This is a genomic window from Candidatus Omnitrophota bacterium (assembly GCA_041653595.1).
Classification (GTDB): domain Bacteria; phylum Omnitrophota; class Gorgyraeia; order Pluralincolimonadales; family Pluralincolimonadaceae; genus Pluralincolimonas.
Genome location: JBAZFB010000007.1, coordinates 1 through 17705, shown reverse-complemented (window position 1 = coordinate 17705; position 17705 = coordinate 1). Strand labels below are relative to the sequence as shown.

Genomic DNA, 17705 nt, shown 5'->3' with positions numbered 1-17705 from the left:
CATGAGATGGACCCAGGCACTGATCCCGACACTTAAAGAAGACCCGGCAGAGGCGGAGATAATAAGCCACAAGCTTATGATCCGCGCCGGGCTTATCCGCAAGCTCACCGCAGGCGCTTACACATACCTGCCGCTCGGATGGCGCGTCCTTAACAAAGTAGAGAATATAATCCGCGAGGAGATGGACGCCAAAGGCGCGCAGGAGATCCTGATGCCCGCGCTCCAGCCCTCCGAATTATGGAAGGAATCCGGAAGATACACCGCCCTAGGCGAAGATATGATAAAGTTCATCGACCGCCATGGCAAGGAGACTATCCTTGGCCCGACCCACGAGGAGATAATAACCGACCTCGTCAGGGGCAGTGTCAAGTCCTACAAAGAACTGCCTCTCATACTTTACCAGATACAGGTCAAATTCCGCGACGAGATACGCCCGCGCTCCGGCGTTTTGCGCTCGCGTGAGTTCATAATGAAGGACGCCTATTCATTCGACCGCGACATCAAAGGCCTCGATGAAAATTATAAAAAAATGTATGACGCCTATTGCGCAATATTCACGCGTTGCGGCCTGAAATTCATCGCTGTAGAGGCCGATACCGGCGTGATGGGCGGCGACGTTTCGCACGAGTTCATGGTATTATCCGAGAGCGGCGAAGATACGCTCGCCCATTGCCCGAAATGCGGCTACGCGGCGAGCCTGGATAAGCACCTGTTGAATCTTAACGTCAAAAAGGATTTCAAGATAGAGACTCTCGACGATATCAAGAAGATAGACAAGGGTGACAAGTGCCCTAAGTGCGGCACCGAGATAAAGCTTGAACAGGCGATAGAAGTCGGCCACGTATTCAAGCTCGGAACCAAATATTCAAAGGCGATGTCCGCCAATTTCCTCGGCGAGGACGGCAAGGAAAGAATATATATAATGGGTTGCTACGGCATCGGCGTAAACAGGATAATCGCCGCGCTCATCGAGCAGAGCCACGACAAGGACGGCATCATCTGGCACCAATCGATAGCGCCCTACACAGTCGCAATACTCCCGCTCAACACCGCTCACACAGCTTCGATGGAGGCAGCCGAGAAGATATACGCCGAGCTGACCTCCGCCGGAATCGAATGCATCCTCGACGACCGCCCCGAACGCGCCGGCGTAAAGTTCAAAGACTCCGACCTCATCGGCTTCCCGATACAAATAATCATAGGTGAAAAGAATATCGCCAACGGCGAAGTAGAGATCAAAGACCGCAAGACGAAAGAAGTCAAAGTAGTCAAAATAGATAAAGCGGTACAGATAGTCAAAGAATCTTTGAAAGCGTAACAGCAAAGTAATCCAGGCGGGTCCTGCCTGCCGAGCACCTCGCCCGCTCACTATGGTTCGCGGCCAAGGGCTCCGTCGGCAGTCACCCGCTGAAGAGAATAAAGCGCAAAATGTGGAGTGTTCCAAAGTGACACGTCCCTGACACTTTTGAATTAGGTATTTTTTTCTCATGGTATTAAAAACGTTTCGAGGCGGAATGGTATCCATGAAAATAATACTTATATTCGCTTTAGCCATATCCTCGATAGCTTGTAATTGCTATGCGGAATACGAGATAGATGAGAATCTGACCGCCCGTGAGCATTTTAACAAGGGCATGGTTTATTATAACAGGAAGAATTACGACCACGCCATCCTGCAGTTCACCAAAGCCATCCAGATGAACCCACAGTTTGCCGATGCCTTCAAACAGAGGGGGAACGCATTCCTTAAATTGGGTGATTACGACCGCGCGATCTGGGACTACGACTACGCGATAGAGCTTAATCCTAAATACCCGAACCTCTATTTGGACCGCGGTTCCGCATATCTCAATAAGGGCGATTCCGAGAAAGCCCTTGCCGATTACACTAAGGCTCTGGAGATCAGCCCCAACTTTATTATGGTCTATGAAGGCCGCGGTATGGTATACGCGGATATCGGCGATCATGACAAAGCGATAGCGGATTTTACGAAGATAATCGAACTCGAGCCCGATAACGCCCGCGCTTTTTATCGCCGCGGAAACGCATACAACGCTAAAGGGGAATACGGAAAAGCCATCGCGAATTATAACAGCGCGCTGAGCTTATCCCCAAAATACTACAAGGCGCGTTTTGAACGCGCGAGCGCCTATTTGAATAAAGGGGATATCGACAGGGGGATATCCGAGTACGACAAATTGTTAATGGAAAACCCGTATGATGACGCCGCCTATAATAACCGGGGATATGGCTACTTCCTGAAAGGCGATAACGAATCTGCGATAAAAGACTATTCCGCGGCCCTTGAACTTAATCCCTATGACGTGGATGCCTGGGATAACATAGGCATATCGTATTACCTGACGGAAAGGTATTCTTTGGCGAAAGAGTCGTTTGAAACTGCGGCGGAGATGGGTTCCGTCTGTTATGAGTGTTACTATTATTTGAGCGAGATGTACGCAAAAGACGGTGAAACCGAAAAAGCCAAAATATACAAGGACAAGGCGCGGCAGTATAAACAGCAAGGGATTAAATAGGGAACGTCCGCATAGCTTTTTTCACCCAAAAATCCCCTTGACACCATAGCCTCGTCGTAGTATACTAACTTTACATTTAGCGCCACTTTTTAAAAGGAGAAGTGGGTAAAAAACTACCCGCTTTTTTTGTTGTCTTTTTCCGGAAAACAGCCCTAAATAGCCATGGAAGAGAAAGTTATACTGGAAAAGGTAAGTGAACTTACCGCGCCGCTGCTGTCTGGAGCGGGCATAGAACTGGTCGACCTGACTTACCGCAGGGAGACGGGGGGCATGGTCCTGCGCTTTACGGTCGATAAGGCCGGCGGGATAACGGTCGGCGATTGTGGTGCCCTGAACCGTAAAATAGCGGGCATCCTAGACGAAGCGGACCCGATAGACGGTCCATATTTGCTCGAAGTGCAGTCGCCGGGCCTCGACAGGAAGCTCGTCAAGACGAGCGATTTCGAGCGGACGATAGGCAAGGATATATTTGTGGTTACTTACGGCCCGGTAGATAACAAGAGGGAGTTCACCGGGAAACTGAAGTGGGTAGGCGAGGAGAGCATAAAGTTAGAATTTCCGACGGGCGGTGAGGTGACGATCCCCCGTAACATGATAGCGAAAGCGAAGCTTCACTTCGAATTTTAGAAAAGGAAAAGATATGAACGGAGAACTATTATCGGTTTTGGACCACTTAGAGAGGGAAAAGGGCATCGACCGCGAGGTACTGATAGCGGCCGTAGAGAGCGCCCTGGTCAGCGCCGCAAAGAAGGCGCTCGGCTCCCAGACTGAGGAGGTCGAGGTAAAGATGGACAGGAAGTCCGGCGAGGTAACGGTATTCTCGGGCGGGAAAGAGGTAAAGTCCGGGGACTTCGGCCGCATAGCCGCGCAGACAGCCAAGCAGATCATCATCCAGAAGATCCGCGAGGCCGAGCGCGACGTCATATTCACCGATTACACCAGCCGCGTCGGCAGCGTCGTGACCGGCACGGTATACAGGTTCGAGAAGGGAAATATAATCGTGGACCTCGGCAAGACCGAGGGCTTCATCCCGAAGAGCGAGCAGTCATCGAAAGAGAATTTCAGGCAGGGCGACCGCATAAAGGCATATGTCGTCGAGGTAAAGAAGACCGGCAAGGGCCCGCAAATAGTCTTATCGCGCGCCAATACCGGCCTTATAAAGAAGCTCTTCGAGCTCGAGATACCCGAGATATACGAGGGTATAGTCGAGGTAAAGTCCATTTCAAGGGAAGCCGGCGACAGGACGAAGATCGCCGTATTCTCGAAAGACGAGAAGATAGACTGCGTCGGCGCGTGCGTCGGGATGAGAGGTTCGCGCGTCAAGAATATAGTCAAGGAGCTGCAGGGCGAGAAGATAGATATCGTCCGCTGGAGCGACGATACAAAAGAGTATATATTGGCGTCGCTTAATCCGGCGAAGATATCGACGGTAAAGCTCGATAAAGAGGCGAAACGGGCGCAGGTCACGGTCGATGACGACCAGCTGAGCCTCGCCATCGGCAAGAAAGGCCAGAACGTCAGGCTGGCATCGAAGCTGACCGGATGGGAGATAGATATCAAGCCGAAGGTTGCGCTCCTTGAAGGGGCGCCCGCGGCAGAGAAGAAGGCAGCGGAGCCGGAAGAAGCGAAAGCAGCGGGAAAAGAAGAGAAAGAGGGAGTTCCGGATATATCATCGCTCGAGGGAGTAGGGCCGAAGACCAAAGGGTTGCTTGAGGAAGCCGGCCTTGATTCAATAGAGAAGATAGCCGCGTCCTCCGTAGAGGAACTTACCAAGATAAAAGGCATAGGCGAGAAAACAGCAGAAAAAATATTAAAAAGCGCGAAGGGGCTGGCAAAATAAAATATGAAGAAGGCTAAAGAAGAGAAGAAAGAAGTAAAAAAGAAACCGGTCAAGGCTGCCGCAAAACCAAAGGCCGTTGTTAAGAAAGTCAAGCCAGAGATTCCGGCCAAGGAAAAGAAAGTTGTTAAGGCCAAAGTTGAGGCCCCGAAGCCGGTTGTAAAGCTCGTGCCTGTGCAACCGAAGATTGAGGCTCCCAAGCCTGCACCGGTTATAAAGCCCGTTCCGGTTGCGCCAAAAATTGAGCCGAAAGTCGAAGCGCCCAAGCCGGCCCCGAAGCCGGAAGAAAAAACGGCCCTAAAGCCTGAAGTTATAGCTCCGATAGTTCCCCCGGCTCCTCCTGTAAAAAAAGAACCCGTTAAGATAGAGTGTAAATTTCCCATAACCATAAAAGACCTCGCCGTGAAATTGAACGCCAAGCCCAATGAGTTGATAATGAAACTCATGAGGCAGAAAGTCATGGCGACGATAAACCAGGCGGTCGATTACGATGTCGCCAGCCTTATCGCCGCCGATTACGGATTTGAATTCGAGAAACCCCTGACGAAGGAAGAAGAACTTACAAAGACTCTCGACGTCGAGGACAAGACCAAAATGGTCTTCCGCGCGCCGGTAGTCACGTTGATGGGCCACGTCGACCACGGCAAGACGTCTCTGCTCGACGCGATAAGGAAGAGCCGTGTCACAGAGCAGGAATCCGGCGGCATCACCCAGCATATCGGCGCGTATGAAGTGGCTGTCGGAAAGGGCCATATCACATTTTTAGATACTCCGGGACACGAAGCGTTTACAGCCATGAGGGCGCGCGGCGCGCAGGCGACTGATATCGTAATTTTGGTCGTCGCGGCGGATGACGGTGTCATGCCCCAGACAAAAGAAGCCATAGACCACGCGCGAGCGGCCGGAGTGCCGTTAGTCGTCGCGATGAATAAGATAGATAAGGCGGAAGCGAACCCGGACAGGGTCAAGAAACAGTTGATGGATATAGGCCTCATGACCGAGGACTGGGGCGGCAAGACTATTGCCATCGGCGTCTCGGCGAAGACCGGCAAGGGTATCGACGAGCTTTTGGAGATGCTCCTGCTTGAAGCCGAGATGCTCGAGCTCAGGGCCGACCCGACCAGGGCGGCGAAGGGCGTCGTCATCGAGGGAAGGATATCGAAGGGCGGCGGGCCTATCGCTACCGTCCTCGTCCAGAAAGGCACGCTGCGCCCCGGCGATACGGTCGTCGCGGGACAGCATTACGGCAAGGTCAGGGCTATGATAAACGACCTCGGCCACAGGATAAATGAAGCGCCGCCGTCAAAACCCGTAGAGATATTGGGCCTTGCCGGCGTACCCGAGGCCGGCGATGTCTTCTTCGTAGTGGCCGATGAGAAGGCCGCGAGGGAGATCGTCAACAGGCGCCTGGACGTCGCGAAAGCTACGCACTTGCAGCCTGTAAAGAGGATAACCCTCGAGGAACTTTCCCAGCAGGTCAAGGAAGGGAAGGCAAAGGAGTTAAAAGTCATCCTCAAGGCCGACGTGCAGGGTTCGGCCGAGGCTCTCGAACAATCGATCAAGAACCTCGAGACGAAAGACATAAAACTCGACGTCATACATTCCGCGGTCGGCAGCATAAACGAATCGGATGTCATGCTTGCCGCGGCTTCGAACGCCATCATAATCGGATTCCACGTCGACCTTACGCCCGAGGCCGCGCCGAAGGCGAAGCTCGAGGAGGTCGATGTCAGGTTATACAGGATAATTTACGAGGCGATCAACGACATAAAGAGCGCCATGGAAGGTATGCTCGAGCCGACGATCTCCGAGGTCTTCATGGGCCGCGCCGACGTCAGGCAGGTCTTCAAGGTCAGCAAGGCCGGAACGATAGCCGGCTGCTTCCTTGCCAAGGGCAAGGCGATAAGAGGCGCGTTGTGCCGCCTCTGGAGGGGTAAGGACAAGGTATACGAAGGGAAGATAGCCTCATTGAAGAGATTCAAGGATGACGTCAAAGAGGTCGCAGAAGGCTTCGAGTGCGGCATATCCCTCGAGAACTTCAGCAACCTAAACGCCGGCGACGTGATAGAGATATATGAGTTGAAAAAGACAGCGAGGAAATTGTAAGGATGAAGAAACGCATCTTAAGCGGGATGCGCCCGACCGGGAAATTACACCTGGGGCACCTGGCAGGCGCGCTTAAGAACTGGGTCGAGATGCAGGAGGAATACGACTGCTTCTACATGGTGGCGGACTATCATGCGCTGATGAGTGAGTATGCTGATCCATCCGCCATGAAGGAGAACGCGATAGATAACGTCGCGGATTTTCTCGCGTGCGGCCTCGATCCCGACAAGTCGGTGATCTTCGTTCAATCGCACGTGCCGGAACATCTCGAATTAAATATGATACTCTCGGCGATAACGCCGTTATCGTGGCTCGAGCGCTGCCCGACATACAAGGAGCAGCTGAGGGAAGTCGAGGGGAGAGACCTCGCGACATACGGGTTCCTCGGATACCCTGTCTTACAGGCGGCCGACATTTTGATATATAAAGCAAATGCGGTCCCTGTGGGCGAGGACCAGTTGCCTCACCTCGAGCTCACGAGAGAGATAGCTCGCAGGTTCAAGCATTTTTACAAGAAGGAGATATTCCCGGAGCCGGAGGCGATAATGACCACCACGCCGAGGTTGTTGGGGGTGGACAACAGGAAGATGTCTAAGAGCTACGGCAACGCGGTCAACCTCTCGGATACGCCGGAAGAGGTAAAGAAGAAGATAAAGTCGATGATAACCGACCCGCAGAGGATAAAGAAGGATGACCCGGGCCATCCCGACATATGCAACGTATATTCGTATTATAAATTTTTCTTCCCCAAAGAGATGGGGAACCTGTCCGAGGAGTGCAAGGCCGGCAATATCGGCTGTGTAGAGGACAAGGGCAAGCTCGCGGACTGCATAGTCGAGCTCCTGAGGCCTATACAGGAAAAACGTAATAAACTTATCAAAGACAGGAAAGGGATCGAAGCCGTCCTTGAGAAAGGCGACAAGAAAGCCCGTGAATTCGCCCGAGTCACAATGGACGAGGTAAAGAAGGCAGTCGGTATATGACCTATAAGGTAAAACTTGATGTCTTTGAAGGTCCGCTCGACCTTCTGCTTTATCTGATAAAAAAAGAAGAAGCCGACATCTTTGACATTCCGATCGCGAAGATCACCGAGCAGTACCTCCAGTACATCGAGTACATGAAACTGCTGGACCTTAATATCGCCGGCGAGTTCATCGTGATGGCCGCGACATTGATGCATATAAAGTCGCGCCTCTTATTGCCGCCGGATGAACAGCCGCCGCTCGAAGAGGAAGAAGAGGACCCGCGCGCGGAACTCGTGCGCAGGCTGATAGAATATAAGAAATTCAAGGAAGCGGCCGGAGAACTTTCGGAATTGGAACGGAGAAGGTCTTTAGTATTCCCGCGTTCGGTCGATGAGGCGCAGTATATCGACAAGAGTGAGGGGCCGTATTTCGAGGCGTCGATATTCGACCTTATAAACGCCTTCTCGACGATACTGAAGTCGGTGTCGAGGGAGGCGTTCCTCGAGGTCGTGAAGGACGAATACACGGTCGAGGAGAAGGTGCACGAGATATTCCACCTCCTCGTCGAGCAGCCGGTAATAAATTTCGGGGACCTGTTCAAGAGATCGAAGAACAGGCTCGAGCTTATAGCGACTTTCCTGGCGCTTTTGGAGCTCATAAGGGTAAAGGAAGTCTCGGTAAGGCAGCGCAGTATGTTCGGCGAGATCGAGGTCGTCCGAAACGCGGACAAGATCAGCCCGAAACTGAAGGCGATAGCCGGCGAAGGGCAAGGTCCTTCGCTAAGCGAAGGGGAGGCTGCTAAGAATGGAATCGAGTGAGCTGAAAAAGATAATAGAGGCGCTTCTCTTCGCTTCCGAGAAGCCGATAACCGTCGAGCAGATGAAAGAGGTCATCGAGGAAGTCGAGACGAAGGATATAAAGGCCGCCCTCGTCGAGCTTATGGCTGAATACGAGACGCTCGGCAGGAGTTTCAAGGTCTACGAGGTCGCCGGCGGTTACCAGATGGTCACGGCGCCCGAGTTCGTGGATTATTTGAAGAAGTTTTACAGGGTCAAGTCGAAGGACAAGCTCAGCAAGCCCGCGCTTGAGACCCTCGCGGTAATAGCTTACCGCCAGCCGATAACCAAGTCCGAGATAGAGGACATCCGCGGCGTCAACGTAGACGGCGTGGTCGAGACGCTCGCGGACAGGATGATGATAAGGATAACCGGCAGGAAGGACGCGCCGGGAAGGCCGATACTTTACGGGACCACAAAAGAGTTTTTGGACAGGTTCGGGTTGAGTTCGTTGAACGAGCTGCCGAAGCTCGGCGAATTCACCGAAGCCGACATCGATGTAAACGAATTGAAACAGGGACTGGCAAAAGAAGGCATCACTGAACCGGAAAGCCAGGAGGTACAGGAGGTAAATGATGGAACTGGAGAAGTTGCGCAAGCAGATAGACCTGCTGGACTCGAAACTGGTCAACCTGCTCAACCGGAGGGCGCGCCTAAGCCAGAAGATAGGCCGCCTGAAGGCGAAGGCAAGTAAGGCCGTATATTCGCCGGACAGGGAGAGGATCGTATACGAGAGGATCTCCTCGCATAACGGAGGGCCGCTCTCGAACGAGTCTTTGCAGGCGATATACAGGGAGATAATGTCAGGCTCGCTCGCGCTCGAGAAGCCGCTGAAGATAGCTTATATGGGGCCGCCGGCGAGTTTCTCCAATATCGCGGCGCTCAAGAAATTCGGTTCGTCGGTCCGGTACCTTCCGGTAAATACGATCACGGATGTATTCGCCGAGGTCGAGCACGGCAGGGCGGATTACGGCGTCGTCCCGATAGAGAACTCTATCGAGGGCGCGATAAACTACACCCTCGACATGTTCATGGAATCCGACTTGAAGATATGTTCGGAGATCTCGATAGAGATATCGCATAATCTTTTGGCGAAGTGCCGGATGGACCAGATAAGGAAGATATATTCCAATCCGAGTGTCATCGGGCAATGCAGGATGTGGCTTGAAGCGAACCTGCCGCGCGTTGAGTTGATAGAGGTCTCATCGACTACAAAGGCGGCGGAGATGGCGGTCAAGGAGAGGGGCGCCGCAGCAATAGGATCTAGCCTCGCGGCAGATTGCTACGGGCTCAATATCCTCGCGCGTTCGATAGAGGACAGCCCGCATAATATGACGAGGTTCCTGGTAATAGGAAAAGTCGAGAACAAGCAGACCGGCAAGGACAAGACGTCGATAATGTTCGCGGTAAAGGACAGGGTCGGCGCGCTTCACGATATGCTGGTGCCATTCAAGAAGAGCAGGATAAACCTGACGAAGATAGAGTCGCGCCCGTCGAAGAAGAGGGCGTGGGAGTACCGCTTCTTCGTCGATATGACAGGCCACCATGAAGACGCGGCCATAAAGAAGGCGCTTAAAGAACTTGAGCGCGTCTGCACGAACTTAAAGATACTCGGGTCTTACCCGATACCATAAAAGGGAAGAGGATGAGCAGGTTAGCTAAAAAAGGCGTAATGAATATAGAGCCCTACCAGCCGGGCAAACCGATTGACGAGGTCAAGAGGGAGCTCTTGCTGGAGGAGGTCTATAAACTCGCCTCAAACGAGAACTCACTCGGCCCCTCGCCCAAGGCGGTGGCCGCGATAACCAAGGCGCTCAAAAGCCTGAACCGTTACCCTGACGGCAACTGCTTTTATCTTAAGACGAAACTCGCGAAGAAGCTCAAGGTAAAACCGGAGAACATCACCTTCGGCAACGGATCGGACGAACTGATAGCCGTGATAGTCCAGGCATTCATGAATGAGGACGAGAACGCTGTCATCGCGGATCCCACGTTCCTTGAATATCGGCTGATAACCGAGGCATACGGCAGGGAGGTAAAAGTCGTCCCGTGCGTCAACCTCAAATACGACCTCGACGGTATGCGGAAGGCGATCGACGGCAAGACAAAGCTCGTCTTTATCGCGAATCCGGACAACCCGACCGGGACGTATATCAGCGACAAGCAGATAACGAGATTCCTCGAGAATATCCCGGATAATGTCATCGCCGTGATGGACGAGGCGTATTATGATTTTGTCGACGCGAAGGATTATCCGGACACGATGAGGCACCTGAAGGACAAGAACCTCATTATACTGCGGACTTTCTCGAAGGCATACGGGCTCGCAGGCCTTAGGGTCGGCTACGCCCTTGCGAATGCCGAACTTATAGAATGCATGAACAGGATCAGGCAGCCGTTTAACGTGAACTCACTGGCCCAGGTCGCGGCGCAGGCAGCCATCGATGATGCGGATCACCTGAAGAAGACCAGGGAGACGGTCCTTAAAGGTAAGAAATTTATCTGTAGCGCGCTGGATAAGATGGGTGTCGCGTATGTCCCGAGCCAGACTAATTTCGTGCTCGTGGACGTAAAGCGCGACAGCTGGGAGTTCTTCCAGAAGCTCCTGAGATACGGCGTGATAGTCAGGGATATGAAGCCGTATAAGCTGGAGAGCTATATCCGCGTCACGATAGGGACCGATAAAGAGAACAAGAAATTTTTGGAAGCTTTTAAGAAGGTATCGAAGGAGATATAGGATGATAATCGTCTTAAAACCCGAAGCTACAGAATCACAGATAAAACATATAGTGGAGAAGGTCAAGGCGCTCGGCCTGAAGCCGATGATATCGAAGGGCGTCGAGCGCACCATCATAGGCCTGATAGGCGAGGAAGACGTGCTCCGCTCCACTCCGCTCGATGTCTTTCCCGGCGTAGAGAAGGTCATGTCGATCCTCGCGCCGTATAAGCTCGTCTCGCGGGAATTCAAGCACGAGAGCAGCGTAATAAACGTCGGCAAGGTCAAGGTGGGCGGGAAGAAGATAGCGGTCATGGCCGGGCCATGCTCTATCGAGAACCGCGAGATGCTTATCCATATAGCGAAGGATATAAAGAAGGCCGGCGCTTCGGTTTTGCGCGGCGGCGCCTTCAAGCCCCGCACTTCGCCTTACAGTTTCCAGGGCCTAGGCGAGGAAGGCCTTAAATACCTGAAAGAGGCGCGCGAGAAGACCGGCCTGCCTGTCATAACCGAAGTGATGGATATCCGCGACATCGCCCTGATCGAGAAATACGTTGATATACTCCAGGTCGGCGCCAGGAATATGCAGAATTTCAATCTATTAAAGGAAGTGGGATTATCGAAGAAGCCGGTGCTCCTGAAACGCGGCATGTCGTCGACCATAATCGAGCTGTTGATGTCGGCCGAATATATATTGTCTAACGGGAATTTCAACGTCATGCTCTGCGAGCGGGGGATAAGGACTTTCGAGGACCAGACGCGTTTCACGCTGGACCTGAGCGCCGTCCCGGTCCTTAAAAAACTGACGCATCTGCCGGTCATAGTCGATCCCAGCCATGCCGCGGGCAAGTGGGGATATGTCCCCGCCTTGTCCAGGGCCGCTATAGCCGCCGGCTGCGACGGCTTAATAGTAGAGGTCCATCCTAAACCCGAAGAGGCGTTCTCGGACGGCGCTCAGTCGCTTGTCCCGGATAATTTTGACAAGATGATGAAAGATCTTAAAGCCGTAGCGAAGGCGGTCGGGCGTGATATTTAAAAAAGTGACGATAATCGGGGTCGGCCTTATCGGCGGCTCCATCGGCGAGGCCTTGAAGCAGAGAGGCCTGGCCGGGACAGTGGTGGGCGTAGGGCACAGGGCTTCCTCGATTAATGAGGCTTTGGCTCGCGGCGCGATAGATAAAGGGACGCTCGATGCAGTCAGGGGCGTCGCCGGCGCCGACCTGGTGATAATAGCCACTCCGGTCTGCCTTATACCGGGGGTTGCGAAAAAGATATCTCGTTCCCTGAAAAAAGGCTGTATCGTCACCGATGCCGGAAGCACGAAGGCCGAAATAGTCGCCTCGCTTGAACGTATCTTGCCGAAGGGCGTGGATTTTGTCGGCTCGCATCCTTTGGCCGGTTCGGAGAAACGGGGCATCGTATTCGCGCAGGATAACTTATTCAGGGGTTCGATCGTCATAATGACCAAGACAAAGAAGACAAAAAGACCGGCGCTGGCTAAATTGAGCAGGTTCTGGAAGTCCCTCGGCGTGGAGAGGGTCGTAATAAAATCACCCGAGGAACACGACAGGATAGTCGCGGAGATAAGCCATCTTCCGCATATCGCCGCCGCCGCGATCATCAATACGGCGAGCGACAAGTCGCTGGAATTCGCCTCGAGCGGATTCAAGGACACGACCCGCATCGCGGCGAGCGATCCAGTCATATGGCGCGATATATGCGTGACGAACAGGAAAGAGATATTAAAGGCGCTTGAAAGATATGAGCGCAATATCGCCAGGCTCAAGAAACTGATAAAGAGCGGCTCGGCCTCCCGCCTGAGCAGGGAATTCGAGCGTTCTAAAGCTAGGAGGGAGAAGCTAAGTTGAGGCGTCCGGTTATCGCTATCGATGGCCCTGCCGGTTCAGGGAAGAGCACCGTAGCGAAACTCGTAGCGCAGAGGCTCGGCTTCCTGTATATAGATACCGGGGCGATGTACCGCGCGCTCACCATTAAGGCGCTGCGGACAAAAGCGGACTTAAACGACGAAGCGAAACTCGGCGCGCTCGCAAGGGCGACCGATATAAAGTTAGAGCAGTCCAGCGGTTCATTGAATGTTTACCTTGACGGCGAGGACGTGACCTCCGAAATAAGGACGCCCGAGATCACGAACAAAGTCAAATATATCGCGCGCGCGAAACCTGTCCGCGAATGCATGGTCGCCAAACAGCGCAAGTTGGGCGAAGAGGGCGGCACCGTGATGGAAGGCCGCGATATCGGGACCGTAGTCCTTCCGGACGCGGACAAAAAGTTTTATATCGACGCCTCATTTGACGTCAGGGTGGGCAGGCGGCACAAGGAATTGAACGGGAACGGCGCCGCCTTGACCGAAGAGGAAGTAAGAAAAGACCTCAAAATACGCGACGAGAGCGATTTCAACCGCGCTATCGGCCCGTTGAAGAAAGCCGAAGACGCGATACTGGTAGATACGACAGACCTGACGATAGAAGGCGTCGTGGATAAAGTCCTGAGTATTATAAAGGCCTTATAGATAATGATGTATTTCCTTGTAAGAAATACTTGCAAGCTGTTCCTTTCCATGTATATGGGTTTCAGGGTTTACGGGCAGGAGAAGATCCCGAAGAAAGGGGCTTTTATCTTGGCCAGTAACCACGTAAGCCATCTCGACCCGCCGGCTATGTCGGCCGCTTCGCCGCGCAGGCTTCGTTTTATGGCGAGGCGCACCTTGTCGGATAACTGGTTGTTCAAGCAGGTGGTCGGCAGGTGCAATTTGATCCTTGTAAACAGGGACAAGGGGGATATCGGGGCTATGAAGTCCGCGATCCGCCTCCTCAGATCCGGTAAGGCGGTCTTTCTATTCCCGGAAGGGACGAGGAGCGAGACCGGCGAGATGCAGGAAGCCCAGCCCGGTATCGGTTATTTGAGCCTGATGACAGGGGCGCCTATTCTGCCGGCTTATATAGAGGGGACGGATAAGGCCCTGCCCAAGGGCGCGAAACGCATAATACGTACGCCAATAGCCGTACATATAGGAGATCTGATCGATCCCAAAAAACTCGATCTTCCGCGCGACAAGAAGGAGGCCGCGCAAAAACTGGCCGATCACGTCGCCGGGGAGATCAAGCGCCTGGGGGAATCAGCAAAGCAGCAAGAAGTGACGCAGTAATCCCGCAAAGCGGGATAAGAACTAAAAAATCCAAAAGAAAGAAGGGAGTTACACGGAAATGGTTGATGAGAATCATGAAGAAATGTCCAAGATCTACGAGGACAGTTTTAAAGACGTAAAGGAAGGCGATATCGTAAAAGGCAAGGTGATCGGCATCACGGCGAAGGACCTTGTCATCGATATCGGTTACAAGTCGGAGGGCGTCATATCGTTCGAGGAGTTCAACGACCCGAAATCGATCAAGGTCGGCGACGAGCTGGATGTCCTCATAGAGGCGAAGGAGAATGACGAGGGCATGGTCGTCCTTTCGAAGAGGAAGGCCGAGCGCATGCAGGTCTGGGAGAAGATAATCGCCGAGCGCAAGGAAGGCGATATGGTACCGGGCCGCGTCACCAAGAAGGTAAAAGGCGGGCTCACGGTCGATATCGGAGTAGAGGCGTTCCTTCCGGCGAGCCAGGTCTTCTTAAAGGGCTTCGGCAACTTGAACCAGCTTTTGGGCCAGGTCCTTAATTTTGTCATAGTAAAGATCAACAAGCCCAGGAAGAACATCGTCGTTTCCCGTAAAGACGCCATAATCAGGGAAAGGGACGTAGCCAAAGGCAAGATGATGGAAGAGCTCAAACCGGGCCAATTGATCCCCGGCGTCGTGAAGAACATCACCGACTTCGGCGCGTTCATCAATGTAGCTCCCGGTGTCGACGGGCTTTTACATATCACCGACATGTCATGGGGAAGGATATCCCATCCGAGCGAGTTGGTCGCTGTCGGCGACAAGATAGAGGTTGTTCTCCTGTCGCTCGATAAGACGACCGGCAAGCTTTCTCTCGGCCTCAAGCAGAAGACGCCGAACCCGTGGGAACAGGTCATCACTAAGTATCCCGTGGGAAGCAGGGTAAAGGGCAAGGTCGTGAACCTCGTCCCTTACGGCGCGTTCGTCGAGCTCGAGAAGGGTATCGAGGGGCTCGTCCATATCTCCGAGTTCTCGTGGACCAAGAGGATAGGCCATCCCTCCGAAGTCCTCGCTATCGGGGATATGATAGAGGCGGTAGTCCTCAATATAGATAAGGACAGCCAGAAGATCGCGCTTGGCATCAAGCAGACCGAGATGAACCCCTGGACCGAGGTCGCCGGAAAGTATCCCGTCGGCACGCAGGTCAAGGGCAAGGTCCGCTCGTTCATCGATTACGGCGCGTTCATAGAGCTGGAAGAGGGGATAGACGGGCTGCTCCATAATACCGATATCTCCTGGACCAGGAAGATCAACCATCCTTCGGAAGTACTGAAGAAGGGACAGAAGATAGACGCGGTGGTCATGTCTGTCGACGCCGAGAACAGGAAACTGGCGCTAGGTATGAAGCAGTTGGTGCCGGACCCATGGCCGGAATTCGTCGCGAAGTTCCAGCCCGGCACTGTCGCCGAAGGGATGATAACGAAGATAACGAACTTCGGGCTTTTTGTCGAACTCTCTCCGGACCTCGAGGGCCTTGCCCATATATCCGAGCTCCCGGTCGAGGCGACAGGCAAGCTTGAAGAGGCATATAAAGTCGGCGACAAGGTGACCGTCAAAGTCCTGCGCGTCGACGATGCGGAAAGAAGGATCGCTTTAAGCCTGAAGGCCTAAAATGGACACAGCAAAACAGCTTGAGATTATTAAGCGCGGCGCGGTAGAGATAATAAACGAATCCGCCTTGGCCGGTAAGCTGAAGAAGAAGAAACAGCTTGTCATCAAGGCGGGGTTCGACCCGACTGCGCCGGACATCCACCTCGGCCATACCGTCTTATTAAGGAAGCTGAGGCATTTCCAGGACCTGGGCCACAAGGTCATCTTCCTTATAGGGGACGCTACCGCCCTGGTAGGGGACCCGTCGGGCCAGAATCAGGCGAGGAAGGTCCTCACCAAGGAAGAGATAGAGAAGAACGCCAAGACCTACGAAAAACAGGTCAGCAAGATACTCAAGACCGGCGATAAGGAACTCTTCGAGCGCATGCATAACAGCTCGTGGTTCGCGAAGTTCGGTTTCGAGCACCTCGTCCAGCTCGCCCAGCGCTACACCGTGGCCCGCCTCCTTGAAAGGGATGATTTCCAGAAGAGGCTGAAAGAGGGCAAGCCTATAAGCTTCCTCGAGCTCTTTTACCCCCTGATGCAGGGATACGATTCTGTGATCCTTGACGCGGATATCGAGATCGGCGGCACCGACCAGAAATTCAATATGCTCGTCGGCCGCGACCTCCAGGAGGCCTACGGCAAGGAGCCGCAGGTCGTCATCACGATGCCGCTTTTGGTCGGGACCGACGGTGTTGCGAAGATGTCCAAGTCCTACGGAAATTATATCGGCATAAACGAGACCGCTAAAGAGATCTTCGGGAAAGTGATGTCGGTCTCGGATGAGCTGATGTTCAGCTATTACGAGCTGTTGACCGATGAGGATATGCAGAAGGTCAAAGCTATGCATCCGATGGATGCGAAGAAGAACTTGGCGTATCTCATCGTAAAAGATTATCACGGGGAAGAGGCCGCCGCGGCTGAGAAGAAGAACTTTGAGGATGTTTTCCAGAAAAGGAAGGACCCGGACGACGCTCCGGTAAAGAAACTTTCCGGCGGGCCGCTTAGCCTGAACCAGGTTTTTGACGGCGCGAGGGAAGAGTTCAAGGCCATGGGCATCGACTCCCGCAGCAAGCTGCTCTCTTTATTGGGGCAGGGGGCCGTAAAGCTCGACGGGGAGAAGCTAAATGACGCCGCCCGCCCGTCTTTCGGGCCCGGCAAGCGCCATCTCCTGAAGATAGGCCGCCATTTCCTGAATGTCGATCTTTCGTAGGAAAAAATAACTAAAAAAAAGCTTGACAAGCTTCTCCTGTGATGGTATCCTTGTCAGTTACCAAAAGGACGTATTGCTTTATCGACGGGTTTTTGGTATGGCATTACAACTGCACTTCGCTGCCAGGAAGGAGAAAAAAGAGTTTGAAAAAACTCTTTGACAGATCTGGATGAAGTAAAAAAAGAGAAGATGCAGTTTTCCCTGTAAATTCAGGCATCGTCTTCGATGCCTTTTTTATTTGCTAAATTTTCCGATCTTTGAAAATTGAATAGCCAAGTTCAACCGAGCGAGAAAGTTGGGGTTAACTCTTATTTTTTGGAGAGTTTGATCCTGGCTCAGAGTGAACGCTGGCGGCGTGGTTTAGGCATGCAAGTCGAGCGAATCTAGATTGACTTGAGTGGCCGCAAGGCTGCGAGAGTTGGTTTAGATTAGCGGCAAACGGGTGAGTAACACGCGGGTAATCTACCTTCGAGACTGGCATAACACTTGGAAACGGGTGCTAATTCCGGGTAAGACCACGGCACCGCATGGTGCTGTGAGAATAGGCGGGGAACCGTAAGGTCCTGCCACTTGAAGATGAGCCCACGTCCTATCAGCTAGTTGGTGGGGTAATGGCCTACCAAGGCGACGACGGGTAGCTGGACTGAGAGGTCGGTCAGCCACACTGGGACTGAGACACTGCCCAGACTCCTACGGGAGGCTGCAGTCGAGGATCTTTTGCAATGG

General features: G+C 53.1%; 16 protein-coding genes and 1 rRNA gene. All 17 read left to right on the top strand.

Annotated elements, in window-relative coordinates:
* Position 1 precedes the first annotated feature (1 nt).
* The gene (gene proS, locus WC317_04125) at positions 2-1318 is read left to right on the top strand and encodes a proline--tRNA ligase (protein ID MFA5339322.1); all 1317 of its coding nucleotides are present in this window, start codon (positions 2-4) and stop codon (positions 1316-1318) included.
* A 205-nt stretch (positions 1319-1523) separates the two neighbouring features.
* A complete protein-coding gene (locus WC317_04120; GenBank protein MFA5339321.1) occupies positions 1524-2537 on the top strand; it encodes a tetratricopeptide repeat protein in 1014 nt (337 codons plus the stop codon).
* Between the two features lie 162 nt (positions 2538-2699).
* Complete coding sequence (rimP, locus tag WC317_04115; GenBank protein ID MFA5339320.1) at positions 2700-3164, top strand: ribosome maturation factor RimP; 465 nt, start codon at positions 2700-2702, stop codon at positions 3162-3164.
* Between the two features lie 13 nt (positions 3165-3177).
* The gene (gene nusA / locus WC317_04110; GenBank protein MFA5339319.1) at positions 3178-4377 is read left to right on the top strand and encodes a transcription termination factor NusA; all 1200 of its coding nucleotides are present in this window, start codon (positions 3178-3180) and stop codon (positions 4375-4377) included.
* A gap of 3 nt (positions 4378-4380) precedes the next feature.
* Entirely contained in the window at positions 4381-6480 is a 2100-nt protein-coding gene (infB, locus tag WC317_04105) for a translation initiation factor IF-2 (protein MFA5339318.1), read from the top strand.
* 2 nt (positions 6481-6482) lie between these two features.
* Complete coding sequence (trpS, locus tag WC317_04100; GenBank protein ID MFA5339317.1) at positions 6483-7463, top strand: tryptophan--tRNA ligase; 981 nt, start codon at positions 6483-6485, stop codon at positions 7461-7463.
* Entirely contained in the window at positions 7460-8263 is an 804-nt protein-coding gene (locus WC317_04095; GenBank protein MFA5339316.1) for a segregation/condensation protein A, read from the top strand. Before trpS ends, WC317_04095 begins: the two co-directional genes overlap by 4 nt.
* Positions 8250-8975, top strand: a complete 726-nt coding sequence (gene scpB, locus WC317_04090; GenBank protein ID MFA5339315.1) for an SMC-Scp complex subunit ScpB — start codon at positions 8250-8252, stop codon at positions 8973-8975. The genes WC317_04095 and scpB overlap by 14 nt, the downstream gene beginning before the upstream one ends.
* Positions 8857-9915 (top strand): prephenate dehydratase, encoded by a 1059-nt coding sequence (pheA, locus tag WC317_04085; GenBank protein ID MFA5339314.1) that lies wholly within the window; start codon positions 8857-8859, stop codon positions 9913-9915. The genes scpB and pheA overlap by 119 nt, the downstream gene beginning before the upstream one ends.
* 11 nt (positions 9916-9926) lie before the next feature.
* Positions 9927-11018, top strand: a complete 1092-nt coding sequence (gene hisC, locus WC317_04080; GenBank protein ID MFA5339313.1) for a histidinol-phosphate transaminase — start codon at positions 9927-9929, stop codon at positions 11016-11018.
* A gap of 1 nt (position 11019) precedes the next feature.
* On the top strand, positions 11020-12033 hold the full coding sequence (gene aroF / locus WC317_04075) for a 3-deoxy-7-phosphoheptulonate synthase (protein ID MFA5339312.1): 1014 nt from the start codon (positions 11020-11022) through the stop codon (positions 12031-12033).
* Positions 12023-12865: a prephenate dehydrogenase gene (locus WC317_04070; GenBank protein MFA5339311.1), complete on the top strand. Its 843-nt coding sequence runs from the start codon at positions 12023-12025 to the stop codon at positions 12863-12865. Before aroF ends, WC317_04070 begins: the two co-directional genes overlap by 11 nt.
* Positions 12862-13527, top strand: coding sequence for a (d)CMP kinase (cmk, locus tag WC317_04065; GenBank protein MFA5339310.1), 666 nt, complete (start codon positions 12862-12864; stop codon positions 13525-13527). The genes WC317_04070 and cmk overlap by 4 nt, the downstream gene beginning before the upstream one ends.
* Before the next feature lie 3 nt (positions 13528-13530).
* The gene (locus tag WC317_04060; GenBank protein MFA5339309.1) at positions 13531-14163 is read left to right on the top strand and encodes a lysophospholipid acyltransferase family protein; all 633 of its coding nucleotides are present in this window, start codon (positions 13531-13533) and stop codon (positions 14161-14163) included.
* Between the two features lie 58 nt (positions 14164-14221).
* Positions 14222-15784, top strand: coding sequence for a 30S ribosomal protein S1 (gene rpsA, locus WC317_04055; protein MFA5339308.1), 1563 nt, complete (start codon positions 14222-14224; stop codon positions 15782-15784).
* 1 nt (position 15785) lies between these two features.
* Positions 15786-16979 carry a tyrosine--tRNA ligase gene (gene tyrS, locus WC317_04050; GenBank protein MFA5339307.1) on the top strand — a complete coding sequence of 398 codons (1194 nt, stop codon included), beginning with the start codon at positions 15786-15788 and terminating at the stop codon, positions 16977-16979.
* 312 nt (positions 16980-17291) lie between these two features.
* Positions 17292-17705 (top strand): 16S ribosomal RNA (locus tag WC317_04045); the annotation flags it as partial.

What these genes read in the sequence shown, in the direction of transcription:
- proS (MFA5339322.1), top strand. Translation starts at nt 2, where the DNA reads ATGAGATGGACCCAGGCACTGATCCCGACACTTAAAGAAGACCCGGCA.
- scpB (MFA5339315.1), top strand. Translation starts at nt 8,250, where the DNA reads ATGGAATCGAGTGAGCTGAAAAAGATAATAGAGGCGCTTCTCTTCGCT.
- tyrS (MFA5339307.1), top strand. Translation starts at nt 15,786, where the DNA reads ATGGACACAGCAAAACAGCTTGAGATTATTAAGCGCGGCGCGGTAGAG.
- WC317_04120 (MFA5339321.1), top strand. Translation starts at nt 1,524, where the DNA reads ATGAAAATAATACTTATATTCGCTTTAGCCATATCCTCGATAGCTTGT.
- infB (MFA5339318.1), top strand. Translation starts at nt 4,381, where the DNA reads ATGAAGAAGGCTAAAGAAGAGAAGAAAGAAGTAAAAAAGAAACCGGTC.
- pheA (MFA5339314.1), top strand. Translation starts at nt 8,857, where the DNA reads ATGGAACTGGAGAAGTTGCGCAAGCAGATAGACCTGCTGGACTCGAAA.
- trpS (MFA5339317.1), top strand. Translation starts at nt 6,483, where the DNA reads ATGAAGAAACGCATCTTAAGCGGGATGCGCCCGACCGGGAAATTACAC.
- WC317_04095 (MFA5339316.1), top strand. Translation starts at nt 7,460, where the DNA reads ATGACCTATAAGGTAAAACTTGATGTCTTTGAAGGTCCGCTCGACCTT.
- hisC (MFA5339313.1), top strand. Translation starts at nt 9,927, where the DNA reads ATGAGCAGGTTAGCTAAAAAAGGCGTAATGAATATAGAGCCCTACCAG.
- rpsA (MFA5339308.1), top strand. Translation starts at nt 14,222, where the DNA reads ATGGTTGATGAGAATCATGAAGAAATGTCCAAGATCTACGAGGACAGT.
- rimP (MFA5339320.1), top strand. Translation starts at nt 2,700, where the DNA reads ATGGAAGAGAAAGTTATACTGGAAAAGGTAAGTGAACTTACCGCGCCG.
- nusA (MFA5339319.1), top strand. Translation starts at nt 3,178, where the DNA reads ATGAACGGAGAACTATTATCGGTTTTGGACCACTTAGAGAGGGAAAAG.
- WC317_04060 (MFA5339309.1), top strand. Translation starts at nt 13,531, where the DNA reads ATGATGTATTTCCTTGTAAGAAATACTTGCAAGCTGTTCCTTTCCATG.
- aroF (MFA5339312.1), top strand. Translation starts at nt 11,020, where the DNA reads ATGATAATCGTCTTAAAACCCGAAGCTACAGAATCACAGATAAAACAT.